19 protein-coding genes are annotated in these 25,805 nt (G+C 69.9%); 16 read left to right on the top strand and 3 right to left on the bottom strand.

The window, feature by feature from the left end:
* Nucleotides 1-305: 305 nt before the first annotated feature.
* The 16 genes from ACWFRU_RS20500 (at nucleotide 306) to ACWFRU_RS20425 (ending at nucleotide 20,801) form a co-directional block, all read left to right on the top strand.
* Entirely contained in the window at nucleotides 306-1,487 is a 1,182-nt protein-coding gene (locus ACWFRU_RS20500; protein ID WP_453688877.1) for an ROK family protein, read from the top strand.
* A 168-nt stretch (nucleotides 1,488-1,655) separates the two neighbouring features.
* Nucleotides 1,656-3,173, top strand: coding sequence for a sugar ABC transporter ATP-binding protein (locus ACWFRU_RS20495; RefSeq protein WP_453688876.1), 1,518 nt, complete (start codon nucleotides 1,656-1,658; stop codon nucleotides 3,171-3,173).
* Entirely contained in the window at nucleotides 3,170-4,189 is a 1,020-nt protein-coding gene (locus ACWFRU_RS20490; RefSeq protein WP_453688874.1) for an ABC transporter permease, read from the top strand. Before ACWFRU_RS20495 ends, ACWFRU_RS20490 begins: the two co-directional genes overlap by 4 nt.
* Before the next feature lie 18 nt (nucleotides 4,190-4,207).
* Nucleotides 4,208-5,257 carry a substrate-binding domain-containing protein gene (locus ACWFRU_RS20485; RefSeq protein WP_453688872.1) on the top strand — a complete coding sequence of 350 codons (1,050 nt, stop codon included), beginning with the start codon at nucleotides 4,208-4,210 and terminating at the stop codon, nucleotides 5,255-5,257.
* Between the two features lie 48 nt (nucleotides 5,258-5,305).
* The gene (locus ACWFRU_RS20480; protein WP_453688870.1) at nucleotides 5,306-6,523 is read left to right on the top strand and encodes a Gfo/Idh/MocA family protein; all 1,218 of its coding nucleotides are present in this window, start codon (nucleotides 5,306-5,308) and stop codon (nucleotides 6,521-6,523) included.
* Nucleotides 6,524-6,535: 12 nt separating this feature from the next.
* The gene (locus ACWFRU_RS20475; RefSeq protein ID WP_363207726.1) at nucleotides 6,536-7,537 is read left to right on the top strand and encodes a sugar phosphate isomerase/epimerase family protein; all 1,002 of its coding nucleotides are present in this window, start codon (nucleotides 6,536-6,538) and stop codon (nucleotides 7,535-7,537) included.
* Nucleotides 7,538-7,753: 216 nt separating this feature from the next.
* Entirely contained in the window at nucleotides 7,754-10,279 is a 2,526-nt protein-coding gene (locus ACWFRU_RS20470; protein WP_453688868.1) for a PQQ-dependent sugar dehydrogenase, read from the top strand.
* A gap of 18 nt (nucleotides 10,280-10,297) precedes the next feature.
* Nucleotides 10,298-11,692: a ThuA domain-containing protein gene (locus tag ACWFRU_RS20465; protein ID WP_453688866.1), complete on the top strand. Its 1,395-nt coding sequence runs from the start codon at nucleotides 10,298-10,300 to the stop codon at nucleotides 11,690-11,692.
* Between the two features lie 100 nt (nucleotides 11,693-11,792).
* Complete coding sequence (locus ACWFRU_RS20460) at nucleotides 11,793-12,992, top strand: inositol-3-phosphate synthase (RefSeq protein ID WP_453688864.1); 1,200 nt, start codon at nucleotides 11,793-11,795, stop codon at nucleotides 12,990-12,992.
* 188 nt (nucleotides 12,993-13,180) lie between these two features.
* The gene (locus ACWFRU_RS20455) at nucleotides 13,181-14,479 is read left to right on the top strand and encodes an SCO3242 family prenyltransferase (RefSeq protein ID WP_453688911.1); all 1,299 of its coding nucleotides are present in this window, start codon (nucleotides 13,181-13,183) and stop codon (nucleotides 14,477-14,479) included.
* Nucleotides 14,476-15,417, top strand: coding sequence for a sugar phosphate isomerase/epimerase family protein (locus ACWFRU_RS20450; RefSeq protein WP_453688862.1), 942 nt, complete (start codon nucleotides 14,476-14,478; stop codon nucleotides 15,415-15,417). Before ACWFRU_RS20455 ends, ACWFRU_RS20450 begins: the two co-directional genes overlap by 4 nt.
* Nucleotides 15,414-16,097, top strand: a complete 684-nt coding sequence (locus ACWFRU_RS20445; protein WP_453688860.1) for an EboA domain-containing protein — start codon at nucleotides 15,414-15,416, stop codon at nucleotides 16,095-16,097. The genes ACWFRU_RS20450 and ACWFRU_RS20445 overlap by 4 nt, the downstream gene beginning before the upstream one ends.
* The gene (locus tag ACWFRU_RS20440) at nucleotides 16,097-16,945 is read left to right on the top strand and encodes a TatD family hydrolase (protein WP_453688858.1); all 849 of its coding nucleotides are present in this window, start codon (nucleotides 16,097-16,099) and stop codon (nucleotides 16,943-16,945) included. The genes ACWFRU_RS20445 and ACWFRU_RS20440 overlap by 1 nt, the downstream gene beginning before the upstream one ends.
* A gap of 3 nt (nucleotides 16,946-16,948) precedes the next feature.
* Nucleotides 16,949-18,118 carry a metabolite traffic protein EboE gene (gene eboE / locus ACWFRU_RS20435; protein WP_453688857.1) on the top strand — a complete coding sequence of 390 codons (1,170 nt, stop codon included), beginning with the start codon at nucleotides 16,949-16,951 and terminating at the stop codon, nucleotides 18,116-18,118.
* Nucleotides 18,115-19,491 carry an alkaline phosphatase family protein gene (locus ACWFRU_RS20430; protein WP_453688855.1) on the top strand — a complete coding sequence of 459 codons (1,377 nt, stop codon included), beginning with the start codon at nucleotides 18,115-18,117 and terminating at the stop codon, nucleotides 19,489-19,491. Before eboE ends, ACWFRU_RS20430 begins: the two co-directional genes overlap by 4 nt.
* 146 nt (nucleotides 19,492-19,637) lie before the next feature.
* On the top strand, nucleotides 19,638-20,801 hold the full coding sequence (locus tag ACWFRU_RS20425) for a sugar phosphate isomerase/epimerase family protein (protein WP_453688853.1): 1,164 nt from the start codon (nucleotides 19,638-19,640) through the stop codon (nucleotides 20,799-20,801).
* 101 nt (nucleotides 20,802-20,902) lie between these two features.
* Here ACWFRU_RS20425 and ACWFRU_RS20420 read toward each other — a convergent pair whose 3' ends face one another.
* The 3 genes from ACWFRU_RS20420 to frc all read right to left on the bottom strand — a co-directional run bounded on the left by ACWFRU_RS20420 (nucleotide 20,903) and on the right by frc (nucleotide 25,797).
* Nucleotides 20,903-22,291, bottom strand: a complete 1,389-nt coding sequence (locus ACWFRU_RS20420) for an OFA family MFS transporter (RefSeq protein ID WP_453688851.1) — start codon at nucleotides 22,289-22,291, stop codon at nucleotides 20,903-20,905.
* 125 nt (nucleotides 22,292-22,416) lie between these two features.
* Nucleotides 22,417-24,561 carry an acetate--CoA ligase family protein gene (locus ACWFRU_RS20415; protein WP_453688849.1) on the bottom strand — a complete coding sequence of 715 codons (2,145 nt, stop codon included), beginning with the start codon at nucleotides 24,559-24,561 and terminating at the stop codon, nucleotides 22,417-22,419.
* A gap of 3 nt (nucleotides 24,562-24,564) precedes the next feature.
* Nucleotides 24,565-25,797, bottom strand: coding sequence for a formyl-CoA transferase (gene frc, locus ACWFRU_RS20410; protein ID WP_453688848.1), 1,233 nt, complete (start codon nucleotides 25,795-25,797; stop codon nucleotides 24,565-24,567).
* Between the last annotated feature and the right edge of the window lie 8 nt (nucleotides 25,798-25,805).

Raw genomic sequence — 25,805 nt, 5'->3', positions numbered from 1 at the left:
CCCCTGCTCCCGATTCTGCTCTGTTTTATCCTGCCGCCGCGGGTGGCCCTCCGCGCGTCCCCCCGGCGCTGGGGCCCCCCCCCCCCGCGGCTCGGTCCGTGTGTACCCCTTTGTTCATGCCTGTGGGCCACGGCTGTCCGCCCCTTTGTCCTGTGACTGGAGAAAGTCGTGGGTAATTCGTGCGCAACTTCTTCCCACTCCCGGCAGGCGCTGCTACGTTCCCCTCGAAAGCCCGGCGAGAAGAACGAAAGCCGGGTGTGACGGCATGAGTTGCCCGATGAGGCGGGGAGGGGCGCGTGAGACGTATGACGGCTCGACCCGCCAATGCGCACCAGGCGCGACTGCTGCGGCTGCTGCGTGACGGAGGGCCCAATTCCCGTGCCCAGCTGGGCGATCAGGTCGACCTCTCGCGGTCGAAGCTGGCCGTCGAGGTGGACCGGCTCCTGGAGACCGGACTCGTGGTCGCCGACGGACTCGCCGCCTCGCGCGGCGGCCGTCGCTCCCACAACATCCGCCTGGCCCCCGCCCTCCGCTTCCTCGGCGTGGACATCGGCGCGACCTCGGTCGACGTGGCGGTGACCAATGCCGAGCTGGAGGTCCTCGGCCACATCAACCAGCCCATGGACGTGCGCGAGGGCCCCGTCGCGGTCTTCGAGCAAGTCCTCGCCATGGCGGCCAAGTTGAAGGCCTCCGGACTCGCGGAAGGGTTCGACGGCGCCGGGATCGGCGTCCCCGGTCCCGTCCGCTTCCCCGAGGGTGTCCCGGTCGCCCCGCCGATCATGCCGGGGTGGGACGGCTTTCCCGTACGGGAGGCCATCAGCCAGGACCTGGGCTGTCCCGTCATGGTCGACAACGACGTGAACCTAATGGCGATGGGGGAACAGCACGCGGGCGTCGCACGCTCCGTGGGCGACTTCCTCTGCGTCAAGATCGGCACCGGCATCGGCTGCGGGATCGTCGTCGGCAGCGAGGTCTACCGAGGCGTGACCGGCAGCGCGGGCGACATCGGCCACATCCAGGTCGAACCGGACGGGCGGCCCTGCGCCTGCGGCAACAAGGGCTGCCTGGAGGCGTACTTCAGCGGCGCGGCACTCGCCCGCGACGCGGAGGACGCCGCGGGGCAAGGGCTCTCCCAGGAGCTCGCGAGCCGCCTGGAAGCCGCCGGGAAGCTCAGCGCGATCGACGTCTCCGCGGCCGCCGCAGCCGGTGACGCCACCGCACTCGACCTCATCCGCGCGGGCGGCAACCGCACCGGTCAGGTCATCGCGGGCCTCGTCAGCTTCTTCAACCCGGGCCTCGTGGTGATCGGCGGCGGTGTGACCGGCCTCGGCCACACGCTGCTCGCCGCCATCCGCACCCAGGTCTACCGCCAGTCGCTGCCCCTGGCGACCGGCAACCTCCCCATCGTCCTGGGGGAGTTGGGACCGACCGCCGGAGTCATCGGCGGCGCCCGGCTCATCAGCGACCACCTGTTCTCGCCGGCCTGACGGCCGGTCCGTACGCAACCGCTCCGACCAGCACGACCCCGTACCTCCACGTCGAGAACACCCCACCCAGCACAGCGCCCTGCTCTGCCCTGCCCGAAATCGTCGGCCTTCCCCAAGCTCTCGGATGCGCTCGAGCAGGGGATACCCCATTCGCCCAAGGGAACCGTCATGGCACCAGAACCACCGCTGCTCACCATGTCCGGCATCACCAAGTCGTTCCCCGGCGTCCGTGCCCTCGACGGCGTCGACCTCCAGGTCCAGGCCGGTGAGGTGCACTGCCTCCTCGGCCAGAACGGCGCCGGGAAGTCCACGCTCATCAAGGTCCTCGCCGGGGCCCACCAGCCCGACGGCGGCGAGATCACCTGGCGCGGCGAGCGCACCACGCTCAAGTCGCCGATCGCCGCCATGCGCCTCGGCATCGCCACCATCTACCAGGAGCTCGACCTGGTGGAGGGCCTGTCGGTCGCGGAGAACGTCCACCTCGGGCATGAGCCGACAGCGGCGGGTTTCGTGGTGCGCGGCAAGGACGCAAAGGCGTCAACTGCCGCTCTGCTCAAGCGACTTGGTCATGCGGAGATTGATCCCGGGACGCTTGTCGGTGATCTCTCCGCCGCCCAGCAGCAGATCGTGTCCATGGCCCGCGCGCTCTCCCACGAAGTGCGCCTGATCGTCATGGACGAGCCGTCCGCCGCCCTCGACCCGGACGAGGTCGACAACCTCTTCCGCATCGTCGGCGATCTTACCGCGGACGGCGTCGCCGTCGTCTACATCTCCCACCGCCTCGAAGAGATCCGCCGCATCGGCGACCGCGTCACCGTCCTCAAGGACGGCCGGGCGGTGGCAGGCGGCCTTCCGGCGAAGGAGACCCCGACCCGCGAGGTCGTCGCCATGATGACGGGACGCAACGTCGAGTACGTCTTCCCCGACCGCCCCACCGAACCGCCGCTCACCGAACCGGTGTTGACGGTCCGCGGCCTCGCCCGCGGCGGCGAGTTCGAGCCCCTCGACCTCGATCTGCGCCCCGGCGAGATCGTCGGCCTGGCCGGCCTCGTCGGCTCCGGGCGCTCCGAGATCCTGGAGACGATCTACGGCGCGCGCAAGCCGACCGCCGGGCAGGTCAGCGTGGGCGGCCAGGTGTTGAAGCCCGGCAGTGTGCGCGCCGCCGTCCGTGCCGGGCTCGGTCTCGCCCCCGAGGAGCGCAAGGCGCAGGCCCTGCTGATGCTGGAGTCCGTCACCAACAACGTCTCCGTCTCCTCCATGTCCCGCTTCTCGCACGGCGGTTGGCTCGACCGCGGCGCCGAGAGGAAGGCCGCGCAGACCGCGACCCGCGAGCTCTCGCTGCGCCCCGACAACCCCACCGCTCCCGTGCGCACGCTCTCCGGCGGCAACCAGCAAAAGGCCGTCCTGGCCCGCTGGCTGCTCCGCGGCTGCCGCGTCCTGCTGCTCGACGAGCCGACCCGCGGCGTGGACATCGGCGCCCGCGCCGAGCTCTACTCCGTGATCCGCAGGCTCGCCGACGACGGCCTCGCCGTCCTGCTCGTCTCCAGCGAAGTGCCCGAAGTCCTGGGCCTCGCCGACCGTGTCCTGGTCCTTCGCGAGGGCCGCGTCGTCCATACGGCGCCCGCCCGTGACCTCGACGAACACCGCGTACTCGACCTCGTACTCGAAGGGAGCCCGGCGTCATGACGCAGCCCGCATCGCCGCCACGGCCCGCCGCATCGAAGAGTCAACCGGCGGACGGCGCAAGCCCGTTGCGGACACTCACCGCACGTGCCGACGTGCGGACGCTGTCCCTGCTCGGTGTGCTCGCCGTCCTGATCCTGATCGGCGGCATCACCCAGCCCGACTCGTTCCTCGACACCGACAACGTCCAGCTGATCCTCACCCAGGCGTCCGTCATCGGTGTCGTCACGGTCGGCATGACGTTCGTGATCATCTCCGGCGGCATCGACCTGTCCGTCGGCGCGATCGTCGCCCTCGCCTCCGTGTGGGCCACGACCGTCGCCACCCAGGAGTACGGCTTCGCGGGCATCCTGTTCACCGCGGTGGTCGTCGGCATGGCCTGCGGCCTCGTCAACGGCATGCTCATCGCGTACGGCGGGATGGTGCCGTTCATCGCGACGCTCGCGATGCTGGCCTCGGGACGGGGCCTCGCGCTCGAGATCACCGACGGCAAGACCCAGATGGTCACCGTCGACAGCGTGCTGAAGCTGGGCGAACGCGACTCCTACATTCTCGGCATCCCGCCGCTCGTGCTGGTCTTCGCGGCCGTCACCGTCGTCGGCTGGCTGCTCCTGAACCGCACCACCTTCGGGCGCCGCTCGGTCGCCGTCGGCGGCAACGCGGAAGCGGCACGGCTCGCCGGCATCGACGTACGCAGGCAGCGCCTCTACCTCTACCTGCTCTCCGGGCTCTGCTGCGGCATCGCGGCCTTCCTCCTCATCGTCCTCTCCGGGTCCGGCCAGAACACCAACGGCAACCTCTACGAGCTCGACGCCATCGCCGCCGCGATCATCGGCGGCACCCTGCTCAGCGGTGGCCGGGGCACCATCATCGGCTCCGTGCTCGGCGTACTGATCTTCATCACGATCCAGAACATCTTCGCGCTCAACAACCTGGAGACCGCAGTCCAGCAGATCGCCAAGGGCGCGATCATCGTCGCCGCGGTGCTGGTCCAGCGACGTACGGCCTCAACCACCTGACCCGAAGGGTTCACCGCCATGCCAGAGACATCCCCATTCGCGAGCCGCAGAGGACTGCTCTTCGGAGCCGCCGCCCTGTCGACCGGTGCCCTCATCACGGGGTGCACCAGCAACGAGCCCAAGGACGAGGGCTCCGACAGCAAGGACCAGCCGGTCGCCGACGACAAGCCCGGCAAGGAGGTCACCATCGGCTTCGCGGGGCCGCAGGCCGACCACGGCTGGCTCAACGCGATCAATGACAACGCCAAGGAGCGGGCGAAGAAGTACTCGGACGTCACCCTCGAGTCCACCGAGGGCTCGAACGACACCGCCGCCCAGATCGGCCAGGTCGAGACGCTGATCAACAAGAAGGTCGACGTCCTGGTCATCCTGCCGGCCGACGGCAAGGCGCTCACCCAGGTCGGCCTGAAGGCCATGAAGGCGGGCATCCCCGTCGTCAACCTCGACCGGGTCTTCGCGTCGCCGCAGGCCTACCGCTGCTGGATCGGCGGCGACAACTACGGCATGGGCCTCAACGCCGGGCACTACATCGGCGAGAAGCTCAAGGGCAAGAAGAACGCCAAGGTCGTCGAGCTCGCGGGTCTCGACAACCTCGAACTGACGAAGCAGCGCTCCAAGGGCTTCGACGACGCCCTGAAGAACTACTCGAACATCGAGAAGGTCGCCCGGCAGGCCGCCGAGTTCACCGTCGAGTCGGGTCAGCAGAAGATGTCCCAGCTCCTGCAGGCCCAGAAGAACTTCGACGCCCTGTGGAACCACGACGACGACCAGGGCGTGGGCGCCCTGCGCGCCATCAAGCAGGCGGGCCGTGACGACTTCCTGATGGTCGGCGGCGCCGGCGCGCTCTCCGCGATGCAGGCCATCGAGTCCGACGACAGCGTCCTCAAGGCCACCGTGCTCTACCCGCCGACGATGGCCGCCTCCGCGATCGACCTGGCGCGCGCGCTCGGCCAGAGCAAGGGCATCAGCGGGATGGCCGAGTTCGAGATCCCGGCCTTCATCACGCTCTACTCCGCCGTGGTCGACAAGGAGAACGTCGGCAAGTACATGTCCACCGGCTTCAAGTGATCCGCGCGTCCGCACCCCCCACCGAGCACTTACGAGGAGGAGTACCGCATGCGTGAGACGGAACACGAGGCCGGGACAGGGAAGCGGCCCCTGGGAGTGGGCATGGTCGGCTACGCCTTCATGGGCGCCGCCCACTCCCAGGGCTGGCGCACTGTCGGACGCGTCTTCGACCTGCCGGTGCAGCCGGTCCTCTCGGCGGTCTGCGGACGCGACGCCGCCGGCGTGCGCGCCGCCGCGGACCGCCTCGGGTGGGCGGCCGCGGAGACCGACTGGCGCGCCCTCGTGGCCCGTGACGACGTCGATCTCATCGACATCTGCACGCCCGGCGACAGCCATGCGGAGATCGCGATCGCGGCGCTCGACGCGGGCAAGCACGTGCTGTGCGAGAAGCCCCTGGCGAACACCGTGGAGGAGGCCGAGGCGATGGTCGAGGCCGCCGAGCGGGCCCGGGCACGGGGGCAGGTGGCGATGGTCGGATTCAACTACCGCCGGGTCCCCGCCCTCGCGCTCGCCCGGCAGATGGTCGCCGAAGGGCGGCTCGGCACGCTGCGGCACGTCCGGCTCACGTACCTCCAGGACTGGCTGGTCGACCCCGGCTTCCCGCTGACCTGGCGGCTGCGCAAGGACCGTGCGGGGTCGGGTGCGCTCGGCGACCTGGGCGCGCACATCGTGGACCTCGCGCAGTTCCTGGTGGGGGAGCCGGTGGCGGGCGTCTCGGCGCTGACGGAGACGTTCGTACGGGAGCGTCCGCTGCTCGAGGGGGCGTCGAGCGGGCTCACCGCGGAGGCGGGCAGCGCGCTCGGGCAGGTCACGGTGGACGACGCGGCGGTCTTCACCGGACGCTTCCCCTCGGGCGCCCTCGCCTCCTTCGAGGCGACCCGCTTCGCGGCGGGCCGCAAGAACGCCCTGGAGCTCGAACTCAACGGCTCGGACGGGTCGTTGTCCTTCGATCTGGAGCGCCTGAACGAGCTCTCCTTCCACGATCACACGGAGCCCGCCACGTCCTCGGGCTTCCGCCGCATCCTGGTGACCGAGCCGGGCCACCCGTACCTGGAGGCCTGGTGGCCGCCGGGCCACGGTCTCGGCTACGAGCACACGTTCGTGCACCAGGCCCGCGACCTGCTGCACGCCGTCGCCACCGGCGAGCAGCCCGAACCGTCCTTCGCCGCGGGCCTCTCGGTGCAGCGCGTGCTCGCCGCGGTGGAGGAGAGCGCGGCGAAGAACTCGGTGTACACCTCCGTAGCGTCCACCCCCGTCACGGTCTGAGGAGGCCTGTTCATGCCCCGCGACTTCACGCTCTTCACCGGCCAGTGGGCCGACCTGCCGCTGGAGGAGGTCTGCCGCCTCGCCCGCGACTTCGGCTACGACGGCCTCGAACTCGCCTGCTGGGGCGACCACTTCGAGGTCGACAAGGCGCTGAGCGACAGTTCCTATCTGGACTCGCGCCGCCAGCTCCTCGACAAGTACGGCCTCAAGTGCTGGGCCATCTCCAACCACCTGGTCGGGCAGGCCGTCTGCGACGCGATCATCGACGAGCGGCATCAGGCGATCCTGCCCGCCCGCATCTGGGGCGACGGGGACGGCGAGGGCGTACGGCAGCGCGCCGCCCGCGAGATGGAGGACACTGCGCGCGCGGCGGCCGCCTTCGGCGTCGACACGGTCGTCGGCTTTACGGGCTCGGCGATCTGGCACCTGGTGGCGATGTTCCCGCCCGCGCCGGAGTCGATGATCGAGCGCGGCTACGACGACTTCGCCGAGCGCTGGAACCCGATCCTCGACGTCTTCGACGTACAAGGTGTGCGCTTCGCCCATGAGGTGCATCCCTCGGAGATCGCGTACGACTACTGGACGACGCAGCGCGCCCTGGAAGCGGTCGACCACCGCCCGGCCTTCGGCCTGAACTTTGACCCCTCGCACTTCGTGTGGCAGGACCTGGACCCGGTGGGCTTCCTGTACGACTTCCGGGACCGCATCTACCACGTCGACTGCAAGGAGGCCCGGCGCCGTCTGGACGGCCGCAACGGGCGCCTGGGCTCGCACCTCCCGTGGGGCGATCCGCGCCGCGGCTGGGACTTCGTGTCGGCCGGCCACGGGGACGTCCCCTGGGAGGACGTGTTCCGGATGCTGCGCTCGATCGCGTACGAGGGCCCTGTCTCGGTCGAGTGGGAGGACGCGGGGATGGACCGCCTCCAGGGGGCGCCCGAGGCGCTGAAGAGCCTGAAGGCATTCGACTTCGAGCCGCCGACGGCGTCCTTCGACGCGGCGTTCGGCGGGAACTGAGCCGCCACGAGCGGCAGTGGCGCGGAGCCACTTTGTCCTGGGCAAGGAAAAAGCTGAACTTCATTGCTGTGCAAGGGCTTTCCGTCCCGGACAAACGTGGCTACCGTCCCTGATGTGTACAGGACATGAACCTTTCCGGGGTGACGGCGCACCCCGGCGCCCAGCGCCCTCTTCGAGCACACCCGCGTACGACCGTCCCCCTTCCGGAGGAACTCCGTGCACAGGAAACGCCTCAGACTCCGTAACACCCGCAGCCTTCGCAAGACCCTCGCCCTCTTCACCGGCACCCTGCTGGCCGGTGCCACTCTCAGCCTCACCGCCCCCACGGCGAACGCCGCCGACCCGGAGGCTGTGCGTGCCGCCCAGGCCCAGGCGGACAAGGCGGCCGCCGGCAAGTCCACCGGCAAGGCCGCCGCGGCCGAGGACTTCCAGCAAGTCACCCTCGCCAAGGGCGAGCCCGAGACCGGCGAGCCCATGACACTCGCCGTCCTGCCCGACCGGTCCGTCCTGCACACCTCCCGCGACGGAACGCTGCGTCTCACGGACGCGGCGGGCAACACCAAGATCGCGGGCAAGATACCGGTCTACACCCACGACGAAGAGGGCCTCCAGGGCGTCGGCCTCGACCCGAAGTTCAGCGAGAACCGCGCGATCTACCTCTACTACGCGCCCCCGCTCGACACCCCGGCGGGTGACGCCCCGGAGACCGGCACGGCCGAGGACTTCAAGAAGTTCGACGGCGTCAACCGCCTCTCCCGCTTCGTCCTGAAGGCCGACGGCACCCTCGACAACGCCAGCGAGAAGAAGGTCCTCGACGTCCCCGCGACCCGCGGCATCTGCTGCCACGTCGGCGGCGACATCGACTTCGACAAGGACGGCAACCTCTACCTGTCGACGGGCGACGACTCCAACCCCTTCGCCTCGGACGGCTTCACGCCGCTCGACGAGCGCCCGGACCGCAACCCCGCCTTCGACGCCCGCCGCAGCGCCGGCAACAGCAACGACCTGCGCGGCAAGATCCTGCGCATCAAGGTCGCCGACGACGGCTCGTACACCGTCCCGGAGGGCAACCTCTTCGCGCCGGGCACGGACAAGACCCGCCCCGAGATCTACGCGATGGGCTTCCGCAACCCCTTCCGCATGAGCGTCGACAAGCCCACCGGCACGGTCTACGTCGGTGACTACGGCCCCGACGCGGGAGCGGCCGACCCCAAGCGCGGCCCCGCAGGACAGGTCGAGTTCGCCCGCGTGACCAAGCCGGGCAACTTCGGCTGGCCGTACTGCACCGGCAAGAACGACGCCTACATCGACTACGACTTCGCCACGCAGACCTCCGGCGCCGCCTTCGACTGCGCAGCACCCAAGAACGACTCCGTGCACAACACCGGTCTGACCGACCTGCCGGCCGCGCAGGAAGCCTGGATCCCGTACGACGGCGGTTCCGTGCCCGAGTTCGGCTCCGGCTCCGAGTCCCCGATGGCGGGCCCCGTCTACCGCTATGACGCGGCGAACACCTCCCCGGTGAAGTTCCCGGAGGCCTACGACGGCGACTTCTTCGCCGGCGAGTTCGGACGGCGCTGGATCAAGCGCATCGAGCACGGCGCGGACGGCACCGTCCAGTCCATCAACCCGTTCCCGTGGACCGGCACCCAGATCATGGACATGGAGTTCGGCCCCGACGGCGCGCTGTACGTCCTCGACTACGGCACCGCCTGGTTCGGCGGCGACGAGAACTCCGGCCTCTTCCGCATCGAGAACGCCACGGACGGCCACTCACCGGTCGTCGAGGCGAGCGCCTCCGTGACCAGCGGCCAGGCCCCGCTCAGGACCAAGTTCACCGCGAAGGCCACGGACGCCGACGGCGGCACCCTGACCTACGCGTGGGACTTCGGTGACGGCGGCAAGTCGACCCAGCAGAACCCCTCGTACACGTACAAGAAGAACGGCGTCTACACCGCGACCGTGACCGTCAAGGACTCCACCGGGCGCACCGGCTCGGCCAGCGCGCACGTCACCGTCGGCAACACCGCGCCCAAGGTGACCCTGGAACTCCCGGGCGACGGGCAGCTGTTCACCTTCGGCGACAAGATCCCCTTCAAGGTCAAGGTGACCGACAAGGAGGACGGCCCGATCGACTGCACGAAGGTCAAGGTCACGCACATCCTCGGCCATGACAGCCACGGCCACCCGGTGACCTCGGCGAACGGCTGTGAGGGCACCCTCCAGACGTCCGCGGACGGCGAGCACGACCCGAACGCCAACATCTTCGGGGTCTTCGACGCCGAGTACACCGACAAGGGCGCCAACGGCCAGCCCGCGCTGACCACCCACGACCAGAACGTCGTCCAGCCCAAGCACCGCCAGGGCGAGCACTACAACGACTCCAAGGGCGTCTCCGTGGTGAACCACACCCCGGCGCACGGAGGCAAGACCGTCGGCGAGATCAACAACGGCGACTGGATCTCCTTCAAGCCCTACATCCTCGGCAACGCCACCAAGCTGACCGCGCGCGTCGCGTCGGCCGGCGAGGGCGGCACGATCGAGGTCCGCAGCGGATCGGCCACCGGCAGGCTCCTGGGCAAGGCCAAGGTCGCACCGACCGGCGGATGGGAGACGTACGCGGACGTGAGCACCGCCATCAGCAAGCCGCCCACGAAGACGACGACGCTCTTCCTCGTCTTCAAGGGCAAGGGTTCCGGTGCCCTGTACGAGGTCGACGACTTCACCTTCACCACGCGCTGAGGAAGGGGCCACCCCACCATGCGGGCATCCGCACGCATCACCATCGCCAGTGCCACGGCCGCCCTGCTCATCGGCTGCGTATCGGGTCCGGCGGCCTCCGAGCCGGAGCGTTCCGGGTCGGCCACGGGGTCGGCCACGGGGTCCGCGGCGGGCGAGAAGGTCCTGGTCTTCTCCAAGACCGCGGGCTTCCGCCACGACTCGATCCCCGAGGGCATCACGGCCATCAAGGAGCTGGGCGCGGCCAACGGCTTCACGGTCGACGCCACCGAGGACGCCAAGGCCTTCACGGCCAAGAACCTCGCGAAGTACGACGCCGTGATCTGGCTCTCCACGACCGGCGACGTCCTCGACGGCAAGCAGCAGAGCGCCTTCGAGGGCTACATCAAGAGGGGCGGCGGGTACGTGGGCGTGCACGCCGCCGCCGACACCGAGTACGACTGGCCCTTCTACGGCGGACTCGCGGGCGCGTACTTCCAGTCGCACCCCGCGATCCAGCCCGCGAAGGTGCGGGTCGAGGACCACGGGCACCCGTCCACGGCACATCTGCCGGGGATCTGGGAACGGACCGACGAGTGGTACAACTACCGCTCCAACCCGCGGGACCGGGCCCATGTCCTTGCCTCGCTCGACGAGTCGTCCTACACGGGCGGCTCGATGTCCGGCGACCATCCCATCGCCTGGTGCCAGGACTACCAGGGGGGCCGCTCCTTCTACACGGGCAGCGGCCACACCAAGGAGTCGTTCGCCGATCCCGCGTTCCGCACCCATCTGCTCGGCGGAATCCGCTGGGCGGCGGGCGCGGCCCAGGCCGACTGCCGCCCGGAGAAGGGCTACACGCCGATCTTCGACGGCACGGCCAAGTCCCTGGAGGCCTGGAAGCAGGCGGGTCCCGGTTCGTTCGAGCTGAACGAGAAGGACGGGACCCTCACCACCGTCGGCGGCATGGGCATGCTCTGGTACGACGGGGCGAAGGAGCTCGGCTCCTACTCCCTCAAGCTGGACTGGCGCATGGACGGCGACGACAACTCGGGGATCTTCGTGGGCTTCCCGCCCTCCGACGACCCCTGGTCGGCCGTGAACAACGGCTATGAGATCCAGATCGACGCCACCGACGTCCCGGAGAAGACCACGGGCTCCGTCTACGGCTTCAAGTCCGCCGACCTGAAGAAGCGCGACAAGGCGCTGAATCCGGCGGGGGAGTGGAACACGTACGAACTCCGGGTCGAGGGCGAACGCCTTCGGATCTATCTCAACGGAGTGAAGATCAACGACTACACCAACACGGATCCGGCGAGGAGCCTCAAGGACGGTCACATCGGCATCCAGAACCACGGTGCCGATGACCAGGTCTCCTTCCGCGACATCCGGGTGAAGGACCTGCCGGCCCGCACCGCGTCCGGCGTGGGCCGCTAGACGGCGGCGGGCGGAGGACGCCGGACCTCCGCCCGCCGTCTTATCCCCGTCCGCCGTCCCATCCCCGCGGGTTTCGCCGCGTGCACGACAGGAGGCAGCCATGTCCAACTCTTCCTCTAGCGGTTCTTCTGATTCACCGGGTGCTGGTGCTGGTGCTGTTACCGGTACTGGTGCTTCGGGTGGCGGGCCGACCGGGGTGTGGCTGATCGGGGCGCGCGGTTCGGTCGCCACGACGGCTGTCGCGGGATGCGCCGCCGTGACGGCCGGGCTCCATCCGCCGACCGGCATGGTCACGGAGACCTCGCCGTTCGCGGACTGTGGTCTGCCAACGTTGTCGTCGCTCGTCTTCGGCGGCCACGACGTGCTGGAGTGCCCGCTGCCCAAGCGGGCGGAGCAACTGGCCGCCGGGGGCGTGCTCCCGCACGGCGTCCCCTCGGCGGTGGGGGCCGAACTGGCCGCGGCGGACGCGGAGATCCGCATGGGCGGGCCGCGCCCCGGGGACTCCGACACCAGGACGGACGAGGAACTGATCGAGTCCTTCGCCGCCGACCTCCGCGACTTCGTACGCCGTCGGGGGCTCGCCCGTGCGGTGGTGGTGAACGTGGCGTCGACGGAACCGGTGCCGGCGGAGGGCGAGGGGCGGCTGCCCGCCAGCTCGCTCTACGCGGCGGCGGCGCTGCGGGCGGGCTGCCCGTACGTGAACTTCACCCCGTCGGCGGGCCTGCACCACCCGGCGCTCGCGTCCCCGGCGGCATCGTCCGGGCTTCCCTACGCGGGCCGGGACGGCAAGACGGGCCAGACCCTCCTCCGCTCGGTCCTCGGCCCGATGTTCGCCCAGCGTGCGCTGGCCGTCCGCGCCTGGTCCGGCACGAACCTCCTGGGCGGCGGCGACGGCGCCGCCCTCGCGGATCCGGCCGCGGCCGCGGCGAAGAACGCGGGCAAGGAACGGGTCCTCGCCGACACGCTGGGCTCCGCCCCGGAGGGCGAGGTCCACATCGACGACGTCCCGTCGCTCGGCGACTGGAAGACCGCCTGGGACCACATCGCGTTCGACGGGTTCCTCGGCGCGCGGATGGTCCTGCAGACGACCTGGCAGGGCTGCGACTCGGCCCTGGCGGCGCCACTGATCCTGGACCTGGCCCGCCTGACGGCCCGCGCCCACGAGGCAGGCCTGAGCGGCCCGTTGGGTGAACTGGGCTTCTACTTCAAGGACCCGGACGACGGCTCCTCATCGGCGCTGGCCGAGCAGTACGAGGCGCTGGTGGGCTTCGCTTCGCGGCTGCGGGGGGTGAGTGCGTGAAGGGGGCTGGGGGCGTGGAGGGGGTTGGGGGTGGTTTTGGCGGTTCTGGCAGCTCTGGCGGTTCTGGGGGTTCTGCCGGTTCTGGCGGTTCTGCTGGTTCTGGTGGTTCTGCCGGTTCTGGAGGTGGTATCGGTGCGGGTGCGGGTGCGGGTGCGGGTGCGGGTGCGGGTGCCGGTGCTGGTGGCGGTATCGGTGCCGGTGCCGGTGCCGGTATCGGGGGCGGAACTTCGCTGGGGACAGGGCGCGACTGGGCGGAACTGCTGCGTGTCTCCGCCCTGTTCACCGTCCCGGGCGACGCCCTGGCCGGTGCGGCGGCGACGGGGCTCAACCCCAACCGCCGCACGCTCCTGGCCATCGCTGCCTCACTCTCCCTCTACGAAGCGGGCATGGCCCTCAACGACTGGGCGGACCGGGAGGAGGACGCGATCGAACGCCCTCACCGCCCGCTGCCGTCCGGCCGCATCGCTCCACCGGTTGCCCTGGGCGCGGCGGCGGCCCTGACTGCGGGGGGCCTGGCCCTGGCCGCCTGTGCGGGACGCCCCGCCCTGACGGTGGCGGGCGCCTTGGCGGCCACGGTGTGGGCCTACGACCTGGGCCTCAAACATACTCCGGCGGGCCCGGCGGCCATGGCTGGGGCGCGCTGCCTGGACTTGCTTCTGGGGGCGGCGGCTACTTCGGCGGGGGTGGTGAGCGCCGGGCCACGTGGCCGCGGCGCCCGCCTCGGCCTGCGTGCTGCCGCGCCCTCCGCTCTCGTGCTCGGCGCCCACACCCTCGCGGTGACCGCGGTCTCGCGCCGAGAGGCACAGGGTGGCTCTACGGCGGCTCCTTTGGCAGCACTCGCCGCGACAGCCGCGCTCACGCGACTACTGGCCCCAAGCGGCGGTGCTGACGGCAGCCCTGGTCCCGCCGACACCGGCACGACCATCGGCACCGACGCCAGCACGACCGTCGGCACCGACATGAGCACCGGCACAGGAACCTCCCAACTCCCGGCACACCGCGGCGGAACAGCCACCCGCGGTCTGCCGGGCCCCACTCCGGGAGAGCCGCCACGAGGCCACCCGGTGGGGCAGGCGGCCGGGCAGGCGGTGGGCCTAGCCTGGCGCACCGGCGGCGTGTCGGGCCCCGCCTCGGGGTGGCCCGGCAGCGCGTCGGGGGCTTCGGGACGGACCGGCAGTGCCTGGCGGACCGTTAGCCGCACCGGTGGTGCCCGCCGGGCCGGTGGTGCCTGGCGGTCCGGGGCTCGTGCTGCTGTTCAGGCCGCGCTCGCCGTCACCTACGCGGCCACCGCGGCGAGGCCCTATTTCCACGCCGCGCTCAACCCGTCACCCCAGCTCACCCAGCGGGCCGTGGGCGGCGGCATCCGAGCCATGATCCCGCTCCAGGCCGCGCTCTCCGCCCGTACCGGCGCCCTGGGCCCCGCCCTGCTGACCGCCGCGCTGGCCCCGGCGGCCCGCAAGTTCGGTCGGAAGGTGAGCGTCACATGACCCATACGACGGCCCGAACAGTCGCCCCGCAGGCCACCCCGCACTCCCTCCGCTTCGGATACGGCACCAACGGCCTGACCGACCTGCGGCTCGACGATGCTCTCGGACTCCTCGCCGACCTCGGCTACGCCGGCGTCGGACTCACCCTCGACCACATGCACCTCGATCCCCTCGCCCCCGACCTCGCCGCCCGCACCCGCCACGTGGCCCGCAGCCTGGAACGCCTCGGTCTGACGGTGACGATCGAGACCGGCGCCCGCTACGTGCTCGACCCGCGCCGGAAGCACGGCCCCTCGCTCCTGGACCCCGACCCGGACGCCCGCGCCGCCCGCGTCCGCCTGCTGGTCCGTGCCGTGCAGGTAGCCGCCGACCTGGGCGCCCACGCCGTGCACTGCTTCAGCGGCATCACCCCCGAAGGCACCCCGGAGGACGCCGCCTGGCAGCGGCTCGCCGAAACCCTCGGCCCGGTCCTCGACGCAGCGTCCGGCGCCAACGTGCCCTTGGCCATCGAACCCGAGCCCGGCCACCTCCTCTCCACCCTCGCCGACTTCCACCGGCTCCGTCACGAACTGGGCGACCCTGACCCCCAGCTCCTGGGCCTCACCCTCGACATCGGCCACTGCCAGTGCCTCGAACTGCAGTCGCCCGCCGACTGCGTACGCGCCGCCGCCCCCTGGCTGCGGCACGTCCAGATCGAGGACATGCGCCGCGGCGTCCACGAACATCTCCCGTTCGGTGACGGCGAGATCGACTTCCCGCCCGTCCTCGAAGCCCTGGCCTCCACCGGCTATCAGGGCCTCACCGTCGTCGAACTTCCCCGCCACTCCCACGCGGGCCCACAACTCGCCTCCCACTCCATCGAGTTCCTGCACAAGGCGGCCACCGAAGCGAACCGCACAGCGCCGATCCCCACCCCGGCCGGAGGAGGAACCCCGTGACCGAAGCCCCCGTCATCGACGACCTCCGCACCCGCCTCGAAGCCACCCTCGGCGGAGCCGCCCGCGCCTGGCTCGACCAGGCCACCGCGGAGGCCGCCGCCCACCGCGACAGGCCGGACCAAAGGGCCACCCCCGTATGGGAGTTGCGGTTCGCCGAGGCCGGCCGACGCTGCGGCCAGGACCACGCCGACGCTGCCCGCGTCCTGCTCCTGCACGCGGCCGCAGCGGATCCGGCCACCCTCACCCGCATCTACGGCCAAGGCACCGCGGCCGAACGCCGCGCCGTCCTGCGCGCCCTGCCCCACCTGGTCCAGGGCCCCGAGGCGCTGCCCCTGGTCGAGGACGCCCTGCGCACCAACGACACGCGGCTCGTCGCCGCCGCCGTCGGCCCGTACGCCGCCCGGCACCTCCCCTCACACGACTGGCGTCACGCTGTCCTGAAGTGCCTGTTCACCGGCGTCCCCATGGAAGCCGTCGCCGAACTGGACCGCAGGGCCGCCGCCGACGCCGAGCTCGCCCGCATGCTCGGCGACTACGCCGGCGAACGCACCGCCGCCGGCCGCGCCGTCCCCGGCGATCTGCACCGCGTCCTGGCCCTGACCGCCCCTACGGCCCCCTCGGCCGCGGTGGCGCCCCCGGCCCCCACGACCCCTTCCACCGGCGAGGAGCAGGAGTCCTGATGCGCATCTTCGACCCCCACATCCACATGACGTCCCGTACCACCGACGACTACCAGGCCATGTACGCCGCAGGCGTCCGTGCCGTCGTCGAGCCCGCGTTCTGGCTGGGTCAGCCCCGCACCTCACCCGCCTCCTTCTTCGACTACTTCGACTCGCTCCTCGGCTGGGAACCCTTCCGCGCGGCCCAGTACGGCATCGCCCACCACTGCACCATCGCCCTCAACCCCAAAGAGGCGAACGACCCCCGCTGCACCCCCGTCCTGGACGAACTGCCCCGCTATCTCGTCAAGGACAACGTCGTGGCCGTCGGTGAGATCGGCTACGACTCCATGACACCCGCCGAGGACGCCGCGCTCACCGCCCAGCTCCAGCTCGCCGCCGACCACGAACTGCCCGCGATGGTCCACACCCCGCACCGCGACAAGCTGGCGGGACTGCGCCGCACCCTCGACGTCGTCCGGGAGTCCGCGCTGCCCCTGGACCGCGTCCTGATCGACCACCTCAACGAGACCACCGTCAAGGAGGCCAAGGACAGCGGCTGCTGGCTCGGCTTCTCCGTCTATCCCGACACCAAGATGGACGAGGACCGGATGGTGGCCATCCTGCGCGACCACGGGCCCGAGCGGGTCCTGGTCAACTCGGCCGCCGACTGGGGCAAGAGCGACCCGCTCAAGACCCGCAAGGTCGCCGACGCCATGCTCGCCTCCGGGTTCAGCGAGGACGACGTCGACCTGGTGCTCTGGCGCAACCCGGTCGCCTTCTACGGACTCAGCGGCCGCCTCGCGCTCGACGTCACGGACACCGAAGGCACCCACGAGGGCAACTCCATCCTCCGCGGCGGGGAGTGAGACATGCGCTTCCGGCACCCCGACGGCAGCGTCGTCCACCTCGCGTACTGCACCAACGTCCACCCCGCCGAGACCCTCGACGGCGTCCTCGCCCAACTCCGCGACCACTGCGAACCCGTACGCAAACGGCTCGGCAGGGACCGTCTGGGCATCGGCCTGTGGCTCGCCAAGGACGCCGCGCACGCCCTGGTCACCGATCCGGCCGCGCTGCGCGGCCTGCGTTGCGAACTCGACCGGCGCGGCCTCGAGGTCGTCACCCTCAACGGCTTCCCGTATGAAGGGTTCGGTGCGGAAGAGGTCAAGTACCGGGTCTACAAACCGGACTGGACCGACCCCGAACGGCTGTCCCACACGACTGACCTGGCCCGACTCCTTGCCGCCCTCCTCCCGGACGACGTCACCGAGGGCACCATCTCCACCCTCCCTCTCGCCTGGCGCACCCCGTTCGACGCCACGCACGCCGAATCCGCCCGCATCGCACTCACCGCGCTCGCCCAACGCCTCGACGCCCTCGCGGAGCTGACCGGCAAGTCGATCCGCGTCGGTCTCGAACCGGAGCCGGGCTGCACGGTGGAGACCACGGAGGACGCGATCGCCCCCCTCGCCGCGATCGGCCACGACCGCATCGGTATCTGCGTCGACACCTGTCACCTCGCCACCTCCTTCGAGGACCCGCGGACCGCACTCGACGCACTCGCCGCTGCGGGCATCCCCGTCGTCAAGTCGCAGCTCTCCGCGGCCCTGCACGCCGAACACCCCCATCTCCCCGAAGTACGTGAGGCACTCGCCGCCTTCGACGAACCGCGCTTCCTGCACCAGACCCGCACCCGCACCGCGGCCGGACTGCGCGGCACCGACGACCTCGGTGAATCCCTCGCTGGTGACTCCCTGCCCGACAGCGCACCCTGGCGCGCCCACTTCCACGTCCCCCTGCACGCGCCTCCCGCGCCGCCGCTCACCTCTACGCTCCCCGTACTCAAGGAAACCCTCTCCCTCCTGGTCGGCGGACCCGACCCCCGCACCCGGCACCTCGAGGTCGAGACCTACACCTGGCAGGCGCTGCCGCCCGAGCTGCGCCCCCGCTCCCGCCCCCAGCTCGCCGACGGAATCGCCGCCGAGCTCACCCTTGCCCGCGATCTCCTGACGGACCTCGGCCTGAAGGAACTCCCATGAGCCCCACACCCCTCCTCGTCCTGGACGTCGTCGGCCTCACCCCCCGTCTCCTCGACCACATGCCGCACCTCAAGTCCCTGGGCCAGTCCGGCTGCCGGGCCCCGCTCGGCACGGTCCTGCCCGCCGTCACCTGCGCCGCCCAGTCCACCTTCCTCACCGGGACCACCCCCGCCGAGCACGGCATCGTCGGCAACGGCTGGTACTTCCGCGAACTCGGCGACGTACTCCTGTGGCGCCAGCACAACGGCCTCGTCGCCGGCGACAAGCTGTGGGACGCCGCCCGTCGCGCCCATCCCGGCTACACCGTCGCCAATATCTGCTGGTGGTACGCCATGGGTGCCGACACCGACATCACCATCACCCCCCGTCCCGTCTACTACGCCGACGGCCGCAAGGAACCCGACTGCTACACCCGGCCCCCGGCCCTGCACGACGAACTCACCGAGAAATTCGGCACGTTCCCCCTCTTCCACTTCTGGGGCCCCGGCGCCGACATCGTCTCCAGCCGATGGATCGTGAACGCCACCCGCCACATCATCAGCACCCGCCACCCCGACCTGGCCCTCTGCTACCTCCCGCACCTCGACTACGACCTGCAGCGCTTCGGTCCCGACGACCCGCGCTCCCACCGGGCCGCCGCCGAACTCGACGCGACCATCGCCCCCCTCCTCGACGAGGCGAAGGCCGAGGGCCGCACCGTCGTCGCCCTGTCCGAGTACGGCATCACCCGCGTGGACCGCCCCGTCGACATCAACCGCGCCCTGCGCCGTGCCGGTCTGCTCGAAGTGCACACGCAGGACGGCATGGAGTACCTGGATCCCATGACGTCGCGCGCCTTCGCCGTCGCGGATCACCAGATCGCCCACATCTACGTGCGCAGGCCCGAGGACCTGGAGGTCACGCGCCAGGCACTCGCCGACCTGCCCGGCATCGAGCAACTCCTCGACGACGAGGGCAAGAAGGCCCACCACCTGGACCACCCGCGCTCCGGCGAACTCGTCGCCGTCGCGGAGCCGGACGCCTGGTTCACGTACTACTACTGGCTCGACGACGACCGCGCGCCCGACTTCGCGCAGCTCGTCGAGATCCATCGCAAACCCGGCTACGACCCCGTCGAGCTCTTCATGGACCCCGAGGACCCCTACGTCCGCGTCAAGGCCGCGTCCGCGCTGGCCCGCAAGAAGCTCGGCATGCGCTATCGCATGGCGGTCGTGCCCCTGGACGCGTCACCTATTCGAGGCAGCCACGGCCGCCTCCCCCTGAGCGACGACGACGGTCCGCTCATCATCAGCTCCACCCCCCATGCGTTTGGCGACCGGATCGCGGCCACCGCCGTGAAATCCCTTCTCCTCGACCTGGCCGGCCTGGGCTGAGGAGCAGTTACAGAGAGTGAAGCACGCGTCACTGACAACGCGCCAGTGGCGTGGGTTCGCACGTCGAAAGATCAGGGAAAACCCCGACAGTCCCAGAGCCCCAAAAGCCCAAGAGTCCAAGAGCCCCAGATCCAGGAGAGGCACCCGTGACCGACATCCACGAGACTTCCGCCGCCGACGAGGCCCTCAGACAGCGCCTCGGCGTCAACCGCCGCCGCTTCCTCAGCACATGCACCGCCGTCGGCGCCGGCGCCATCGCCGCGCCCGTGTTCGGCGCCGCACCGGCCCTCGCCCAGTCGCAGACCAAGGGGGGTCATGGCCACGGCCACGGCCGTGACCTGGTCCCCGCGAAGAAGCGCGGCATCATCCTTTACACGGTGCGTGACGCGACCGGCCGCGACCCGCTCGCCAGCACCCTTCCCTCCGGCTTCCGCGAGGTGTTCAAGGAGCTGGCCCGCTACGGGTACAAGCAGGTCGAGTTCGCGGGTTACGGCCAGCACGCCAACGCCCCCGGCGGAGCCAGTCTGGAGTCCGTCGCCGGCGCCAAACTGCTGCGCTCGTGGCTCGACGAGTACGGGCTGCGCGCCCAGGGCAACCACGGCTTCATACCGGGGTCATGGCCGCTCACGCAGCCCGACCTCGACACGTTCAAGAAGCACCTGGAGATCGCCAACATCCTCGGCATGGACCACATGGGCACCGGGGGTGACCCCACCAACAGCTCGTACAAGGCCGATTGGGATGTCGCCGCCGACAAGTGGAACGCCATGGGCGCCATCGCGCGCAAGGCAGGCATCAAGCTCTACACCCACAACCACGACGCGGCGTACGGATTCCTGCTCGACGGCGGCCCGCTCGACGCGCAGGGCCGCCCGACCCGCAGCTCCGGCATCCGCAAACTGGAGTATTTCCTCAAGGCCACCGACCCGAGGTCGGTCTGGCTGGAGATGGATGTCTACTGGGCGCACGTCGCGCAGTACAAGTTCCACACGTACACCGCGCACGACGGCTCGCAGCGGAGGAAGGTCTTCGACCCGGCCGCGCTGGTCAGCCGCAACAACAAGCGCTACCCGCTGTTCCACGCCAAGGACGGCACGCGCAACGACACCAGCGGTCAGGGCTACGACATGGTGGCCTTCGGTGAGGGTGTCATCGACTACCGCACCTTCTTCAGCCGTGTGGGCGAGAAGAATTACCACAACCCCATGGTCGAGCAGGACAACGCGCCCAGCGCCATCGATGCAGGCCAGTCCCTGAAGCTCGCGAAGATCGGCTACGACAACTTGGCGGTACTTCGCAAGAAGCGCTGACAAGTTGCGTTGAAGTGCACGCACAAACAGCTCTCGCCGCGCGAAAGACGCGCGGCGAGAGCTGTTTGACGTCACCCGGATCACGATCACCGATCGTGCCGTCAGGCCATCTCCTCGCCGAGGGGTTGTGGATTGGGTTTGATGCCTTTGTCCTTGGGCCTTCCCGGTTGGGAGAGGAAGAGCGCGATGAATCCGGCGAACAGGGAGATGGAACCGGCCAGGGTGAAGGCTCCGGAGTGGCCCCAGTTGCTCACCACGACGGCACCCATGCCGGAGCCGAGAAGTCCCGAGACCAGTTTGGAGCTGTAGACCAGACCGTAATTGGAGGCGTTGTTGTTCTCGCCGAAGTAGTCCGCCGTCATCGCCGCGAACATCGGGAAGATGGCGCCGCCGCCGAAGCCGGAGATGCTGGAGAAGACCAGGAACAGCGGGAGGTTCTCGATGTTCGCCGACCACAGGATGCCGTACTGGGAAAGGCCCAGGACGATGCAGACGAAGATCAGGCAGCGTTTACGTCCGTAGAGGTCAGAGAGCCAGCCGATGACGCCTCGGCCCGTGCCGTTGACGATGGCCTTCAAGGACATGGCCGTCGCGACGATTCCGCCGGCGAATCCGGCTTCCTTTCCGATGTCCACCTGAAATGCGATGCCGAAGATGTTCACGCCCGACGTGCACAGCAGACAGAACCACATCAGCGCGACACGTCCGGTCTGCCACGCCTCCTTCGGCGTGTACTGCCGCACGGCGGGCGGGTTCATCGCCAGCGCGCGCCTGGCCCGCGGGTCCGTCGGCGGGCGCAGCGGGTCCACGTCGGCCGGCCACCAGTTCTTCGGCGGGTCCTGGAAGAAGTAACCCGCCACGGCGACCATCGCCGCGAGGAAGAGGCCGACGGACACGAGCACCCAGCGGAAGTTCGTCAGGTCCATGTAGCCGGTGAAGATGAACACGAACGGCACCGAACCGTAGGCGAATCCGCCGTTGACGAATCCGGTCTTGCCTCCCTTCCGTTCGGGATACCACTTGCCCACCATGTTCACGCAGGTCGCGTACACCATTCCGGCGCCCATACCGCTGAACATGCCGAAGCCGATGTAGGCGACGACGACATGTGGTGCGAACGCCAGTGACAGATAGCCCAGGAGCGTGCCGAGAGCGCCGCACATCATCGCCCAGCGCGCCGGAAGTTTTCCGCTCTCGCGCAGCTTGCCCGCGGGGAAGGCCACCGCGGCCTGGAAGAAGACCCATACGCCCAGCATCCAGAAGATATGGGTGTCGCCCCAGGAATGCGCGGTGTGCAGGGTGTCCTCGGCAGAGGCGAATGCGTACTCGGCCGAGCTGATGCCCATCATGCCGATCCACGGCAGAATGACCATCCACTTGCGCTTACGGCCCATGAGGTCGATGTCGGTTTCGCCGACCCGGTACATCCGGCCGTTGGCGTCCGTCACCTCCCGGTAGGGGACGGCTGTGGGTATGTCAGTTGTCGTCATGTTGGTTCAGCACCCCTTGCGTCGAAAAGATCCTGGCCAGCGCCCCCTGTCCAATACCTTTCGTGTGCGCACGGGTCCCGGGTCCTGACGACGCGCACCGCCGGCAGGACCCAACACCGGTCACCTCATCGACCGCCCCCCAACAGGCCGGCCGCTCGGGCCCACCGGTACTTCGCGCCGAGCGCGGCGACCGGCTTCTCCGTGGTGTACGGATACGCCACGACGCCCCGCTCGAAGAGGTACTGGCAGGCCTCCTCCACCTCGACGTCGCCCGCCAGGGATGCCACGACGGGCTTCTCGATGCCGCGCTCACGGAACTCCGCGATCACGCGGGCCGTCAGTTCGGCGAAGACCATGGGAGGGGTCACGATGGTGTGCCAGTAGCCCAGGACGAGGGCGTGGATGCGCGGGTCCTCGAGGCCGAGCCTGATCGTCGCCTCGTACGTCGCCGGAGGCTCGCCCCCGGTGATGTCGACGGGGTTTCCCGCCGCCCCGAAGGGCGGGATGAAGGTGCGAAAGGACGCGTCCAGGTCGTCGGGGATCTCCATGAGCCGCAGCCCGTTGTCGGTCACCGCGTCGGAGAGCAGCACCCCGGAGCCGCCCGCGCCCGTGATGATCACGATGTTGTCGCCCTGCGGGGTGGGGAGCACCGGCAACGCGCGCGCGTACTCCAGCATTTCGTTGAGCCCCGGCGCCCTGATGACGCCCGCCTGCCTGAGGATGTCGTCGTACACGGCGTCATCGCCGGCCAGGGCCCCGGTGTGCGAGCCGGCGGCTTTCGCCCCGGCGGCCGTACGCCCGGCCTTCAGGACCACGACGGGCTTCTTCGGGACGGTCGCCCGCGCGGCCTCCACGAAGGCGCGGCCGTCCTTGAGGTCCTCCAGGTGCATGGCGATGCACTGGGTGCGGGGGTCCTCGCCGAACCACGTGAGGAGGTCGTCCTCGTCCAGGTCGGACTTGTTGCCGAGTCCGACGATCGCCGATACGCCCGTCTTCGTGGTGCGTGCGAAACCGAGGATGGCCATTCCGATGCCGCCGGACTGACTGGTCAGGGCGACCCCGCCCTTGACGTCGTACGGCGTGCAGAACGTGGCGCACAGGTCCTGCCACGTCGAGTAGTAGCCGTAGATGTTGGGGCCGAGCAGCCGCACCCCGTGCCGTTCGCCGATCTCCACGATCTCGTCCTGGAGGGCCTCTTCGCCGGTCTCGGCGAATCCGGAGGGGATCAGGACCGCGTTGGGGATGCCCTTGCGACCCACCTCCTCCAAGGCCGACGCCACGAACTTTGCGGGGATCGCGAAGACCGCCACATCCACCTCACCGGGAACGTCCGTGACACTCTTGTACGCCTTGCGGCCCAAGATGTCATCGGCCTTGGGGTTCACCGGATGGATCTCGCCGGAGAAGCCGCCGTCGATGAGGTTGCGCATCACCGAGTTGCCGATCTTGCCCTGCTCGTTGGAGGCGCCGATCACGGCGACGGAGCGGGGCTCCATCAGCCGCCGCATCGACGTGAGCATCTCCTCGCGCGTGTACGTACGGCGCTGTTTCGTGGCTCCTCCGGAGAGGATGACGCGGATGTCCGCGGCGATCGCACCCTCCGGAGTGGCGATCACCGGGTTGAGGTCCACCTCGGCGATCTCCGGGAAGTCGGTGACCAGTTGGGACACCCGGCGTATCTGCTCGGCCACGGCCCACCGGTCCACCGCGGGCGCTCCGCGCACGCCGCGCAGGACCTCCGCGGCGCGGATGGAGTCGAGCATCGAGGCGGCCTCGTCCGCGTCGACCGGCGCGAGCCGGAACGTGACGTCCTTGAGGACCTCGACGAGTACGCCGCCGAGCCCGAAGGCGACGACCTTCCCGAACGTCGGGTCGGTGACCGCCCCGACGATCACTTCCTGGCCGGAGGGGAGCAGCTCCTGCACCTGCACACCCTCGATACGTGCCTCTGGCGCGTACGCGCGCGCGTTGTTCACGATTTCGCAGAAGGCGGCCCGTACGTCGGTGGCGCCCTCCACGCCGACGATGACGCCGCCCGCGTCGGTCTTGTGCAGGATGTCGGGGGAGACGATCTTCATGACGACGGGCCCTTCGAAGCGGGCCGCGTGCGCCACCGCCTCGTCCACGTCCGTCGCCAGTTCCTCGCCCGGCACGGCGATCCCGTACGCGTCCGCGAGGATCTTGCCCTCCGGGGCCGTCAGCGAGGTCCGTCCCTCGGCCCGCACGGTGTCCAGGAGCGCCCGCACGGTCAGTGCGCGGTCTTCGGCCATCAATCAGATCACTCCGTTCGACTTGAGCAGGCGCAGTTCCTCGTCGCCGAGACCGAGTTCACCGACGAAGACCTCCGCGTTGTGCTCGCCCAGGAGCGGCGAACTGACCACGTTCACGGGGGAGTCCGACAGCTTCAGCGGGGAGCCGACCGTGGTGAAGGAGCCGCGCTGGGGATGCGCGACCTCGACGACCATCTCGTTCGCGGCCAGCGAGGCGTCCTCGATGATCTCCTTGGTGGAGAGGATCGGGCCGCACGGGATGTTGTGGGCGTTCAGCCGCTCGAGGACCTCCCACTTGGGGAGGGTCGATGACCACTCCTCGATGAGCTGGAACATCTTGCCGAGCTTGGGAAGCCGCGACTCCGGAGAGGCCCACTCGGGATCCTCCGCGAGTTCGGGGCGTCCGATGAGCTCGGTGAGCGGCTGCCAGCCGACGGGCTGCACGATGACGTACACGTAGTCGTTCGGTCCGCCGGGCGCGCACTTGACCGCCCAGCCGGGCTGCCCGCCGCCGCTCGCGTTGCCCGAGCGCGGCACCTCGTCCCCGAAGTCCTCGTTCGGGTACTCGGCGAGCGGTCCGTGCGCCAGGCGCTGCTGGTCGCGCAGCTTGACCCGGCACAGGTTGAGCACGGCGTGCTGCATGGCCACGTTCACGCGCTGCCCGCGCCCGGTGTTCTCCCTCTGGAAGAGGGCGGCGAGAATGCCGGCGACGGCGTGGATGCCGGTCCCGGAGTCGCCGATCTGGGCGCCCGTGGCGAGCGGCGGACCGTCCTCGAAGCCCGTGGTCGACATGGAGCCGCCCATGGCCTGGGCGACCACTTCGTAGGCCTTGAAGTTGGTGTAGGGGCCCTCTCCGAAGCCCTTGATCGAGGCGTAGACGATCCGCGGGTTGATCTCCTGGATGCGTTCCCAGGTGAAGCCCATCCGGTCCACGGCGCCGGGGCCGAAGTTCTCCACCATCACGTCGGAGCGCCGGATCAGCTCGGTGAGGAGTTCCTTGCCGCGCTCGGTCTTGGTGTTGAGGGTGATGCTCCGCTTGTTGCAGTTGAGCATCGTGAAGTAGAGCGAGTCGACGTCCGGGAGGTCGCGCAACTGCTTGCGTGTGATGTCTCCGGAGGGCGCCTCCAGCTTCACCACGTCCGCACCGAGCCAGGCGAGCAGCTGGGTGGCGGAGGGCCCGGACTGGACGTGTGTCATGTCGAGGACGCGTACGCCCTCAAGAGCCTTGGTCGTCATCGCGCGGG

This window comes from Streptomyces sp. NPDC055099 (assembly GCF_053607685.1).
The sequence above is the reverse complement of the archived record's forward strand: the minus strand, read 5'-3'. Positions and strand labels throughout refer to the sequence as shown.